3 protein-coding genes and 1 pseudogene are annotated in these 3,378 nt (G+C 34.4%); 3 read left to right on the top strand and 1 reads right to left on the bottom strand.

Features of this window, described 5'->3' with window-relative positions:
• Nucleotides 1–35: 35 nt before the first annotated feature.
• Nucleotides 36–802, bottom strand: a protein-coding gene (locus H8A87_RS19550) for an IS5 family transposase (protein WP_198691540.1) whose coding sequence is annotated in 2 segments (ribosomal slippage) — nucleotides 36–427 and nucleotides 427–802 — 768 coding nt in all. Because the reading frame shifts where the segments join, the coding sequence is not laid out codon by codon here.
• A 183-nt stretch (nucleotides 803–985) separates the two neighbouring features.
• Between H8A87_RS19550 and H8A87_RS19545 the strand changes: the two are divergent.
• The 3 genes and pseudogenes from H8A87_RS19545 to H8A87_RS19535 form a co-directional block, all read left to right on the top strand.
• Nucleotides 986–1,219: pseudogene (locus H8A87_RS19545) on the top strand (RibD family protein); the annotation flags it as partial.
• Between the two features lie 345 nt (nucleotides 1,220–1,564).
• A complete protein-coding gene (locus tag H8A87_RS19540; protein WP_232370387.1) occupies nucleotides 1,565–2,050 on the top strand; it encodes a DMT family transporter in 486 nt (161 codons plus the stop codon).
• A 350-nt stretch (nucleotides 2,051–2,400) separates the two neighbouring features.
• Nucleotides 2,401–3,003 (top strand): FMN-dependent NADH-azoreductase, encoded by a 603-nt coding sequence (locus tag H8A87_RS19535; protein WP_198691539.1) that lies wholly within the window; start codon nucleotides 2,401–2,403, stop codon nucleotides 3,001–3,003.
• Nucleotides 3,004–3,378 lie beyond the last annotated feature (375 nt).

Below are 3,378 nucleotides of genomic sequence, written 5' to 3'. Positions count from 1 at the left end.
CAGAGCAATTACGACTGTAGTATTAGGTAGTGCCGTCATGAGATATTTAACCAAAGCGCAAGGCAACGGATCTGAACTGCGGCAAGAAACGATGCACTATTTTTGGCATAGCGGGTCGCTATGCCACGCCAACGCTTCAGATGGAGAAAAGCGTTTTCAACCAAGTGCCTGAGTCGATAGAGTTCCCGATCATATTTTCGTTTAACTTTGCGATTCTTGCGGCTGGGAATTTGCGCTACCATACCTTGGTGTTTCGCTTGTTCAACGAGGGTATCACTGTCATAGCCTCGATCCGCTAATAAATGCTCTGCATCAAACCCTTCAATCAAGTATTCAGCTTGTGAACAATCAGCTGTGGGACCGCTTGTAATAATCGCTCTGGCCGGCATACCATGCGCATCCACGGCCAAATGTATCTTTGAGTTGAGCCCCCTTTTGTGCGCCCCATATCTTGATTACCCCCTTTAGCACCTGCCGCATGGGGATGAACTTTAATGTGGCTGGCATCAATCATTAACCACTCAAAATCCGGCTCAGCGATGAGTTGTTCGAGTAACCCTTCCCATATTCCTTTGTCCCGCCACCGGCAAAAACGGCGATGCGTATTTTTCCAGTCACCGTAATCGGACGGTAAATCTCGCCAAGGTGCACCTGTTCGTAAAATCCAAAATACCGCATTGATAAATAATCGATTGTTGTCAGCAACACGTCCCCAAGCTCCCTGTCGACCGGGTAAGTGGGGCTCAAGTAAATGCCAAACATGATCGGAGATATCGTGACGGCGGTATGCTGGTGCACTCATGGTTAACTCGCTCTATTTATGGAATACATAATCTTATTATAGCTAAATCAGTATAACTTGACGCAGTCTACATGCCTCATAAGCAATACTGCCTTGTCATTTGAATTTAGATGCTATGTCATATTATTTTGGTTCTGCTATATCACATAAAAGTACTTATGACGATACTATCTAGGCAATCGAGGACTAAATGATGTTTTTGTTGAAGCTGGTCCGATTTTGACTGGTTCTCTGATTAAAAAAGGGCTAGTTGATGAGTTACTCGTTTATATATCTCCAAAACTGCTTGGAGATCAAGCTAGACCAATGGTAGCTAATATATGCCCAGAATCTCTGGAGCTTTCACCATCCCTCAAATTAGCTGAAATAGTTCAAATTGGCACCGATATCCGTTTACGTTTTCTCCCCATATCCTGACAGATGCGAGCTGAAGTAATAACCACTAGGTAATTAACATTCATAATTTGAATAATTGTATATCAAAAAAATAATTTCAATTCATTTCATGAATGAACGATAATTGCTACATGCTTAAATGTTTTTGTTTATCTATTAGCTAAATTTTTTGTTCAGGCAGGAGAAGCATATACTAATTTTATTTCAAGAGATTGGTTAGTCATAATAGCTATGATTATAAATAAATATAAGAATGAACACATATCTTCAAGCTTATTGAACATATGGTGTCATTGAATTGTAGGGCTAACTAATTATTAGTCAAATACAAAGTACACAGTTTAATGTTAATTTGAGGTAATATCAATGATGTCACCTATTTCAATATCAAGTACTATTTTTGCGTGTAGTGCAATTCTTGCTGGAGCTGTAGTGCCATTGCAAGCTAGTGCTAACGCTGCGTTAGGTCGTGGTTTAGGGCATCCTCTATGGGGAACTTTAGTATCACTTTTAGTTAGTTTGCTAGCTGTTATCCCAATATTATTAACTATGAGAGTACCAACACCACAGATCGCTCAAGCAGTAAATTTGCCAATATGGTCTTGGTTTGGTGGTATTGCTGGGGTTATATATATTACTGCGGCTCTTATCTTAGTTCCAAAACTAGGATCAACCAACTTTATTATCTGTGTTATAGCAGGTCAAATCATTATATCTATATTGATTGATCATTTTGGTTTAATGGGACTACCTATTAAAGAAATAAACCTAGGAAAAATATTAGGCGTTATACTGATTTTTTCTGGGATATTAATAACTCAATACTTTACTATAGATACTAATAAAAATTAAAAACATTATCCGTGTAATGTTGATAGATAACTAGATTAGTTTTAACATCTAACTACATTCCGCACCGCATTTATAATTTATTGTTTAAATTAAGAATTAATTCATGTATGAAAAATTCACATTGACTTATAAATTAAAATATCACAGAATTATATGCGGAATGTCGGATCTAAAATTCCTAATATTAAGCCATTTGGATATTTAGGTCGGAGTTTATGTAGCTTTAAGTCTCACGAACGTTGGAACGATGATTATGTAAACCACAGTTTTATTAATAATTTCATCAAATAAATATATATTTATTTCCTAAAATAGAAGTAAATTAAAGATATTATATAAGGCAATAAAAAATGGGAAAAGTTCTTATACTTAAATCTAGTATTCTAGATAAATATTCAAATAGTAATAAAATGGTAGACTATTTCATCGAGAAATGGTTGAATGAAAACTCGGAAAATAATATCACTATTAGAGATCTAGCTAAAAGTCCAGTTCCAACTCTTGATAATGAGCTATTAGATGCAATATGTAAAAATGATGTTGAGTTAACCGAACGACAGAAAAAAGCATTAGATTTATCCAATTCACTGATATTAGAGTTAAAAGAACATGATTTAATTGTTATTGCAGCACCCATGTATAATTTTCATATTCCAACTCAGCTAAAAAACTATTTTGACTTCGTTATTCGTGCTGGAATTACGTTTTGTTATACTGAATTAGGTTCTCAAGGATTAATAGAAGGTAAAAAGGCCATAATATTAACTACACGTGGTGGTATTTACAAAGATACTCCATCTGATTTACTAACACCTTATATGAACCTCATCCTTAATTTTATTGGAATTAAAGAGATTGAATTTATTTTCTCTGAAGGGCTAGCTCTAGGAAATGAATCTGTTATTCAATCACAAAATAGTGCGTATAAAACAATCGATAATATATTATTCTAATGCATCGTTATAAATTAAATAGAATTTCATATTGTTTAGGTGCCAATAATCATGAAGCTTACTCCTCCTAGCACTGCAGGAGGAAATCAATACTATAATATTTTTGAATTGTATTTATATTAATTATTCTATAAGGATTTTCAAAATAAACTCATAATGTTTATAACAAATATTAATTAAGACATTGAAGAATATAATTACTTGACATTCAATTTCCCTGAGTATATTTGTTATACTTAGCGCCACTATTTCTCTGTGGCGCTTTTTTTCTTCTTGAATCAATTGGATTCTATTACAATCTGACAAACAAAATATAATGAACATCCCTTATTTCGTTCTTACCTGTTGATTAAGGTTATGTATTAAATAGTTAGT

The organism is Xenorhabdus lircayensis, from assembly GCF_016306625.1.
Lineage (GTDB): Bacteria > Pseudomonadota > Gammaproteobacteria > Enterobacterales > Enterobacteriaceae > Xenorhabdus > Xenorhabdus lircayensis.
This window is presented reverse-complemented; position numbering and strand designations above follow the sequence as displayed.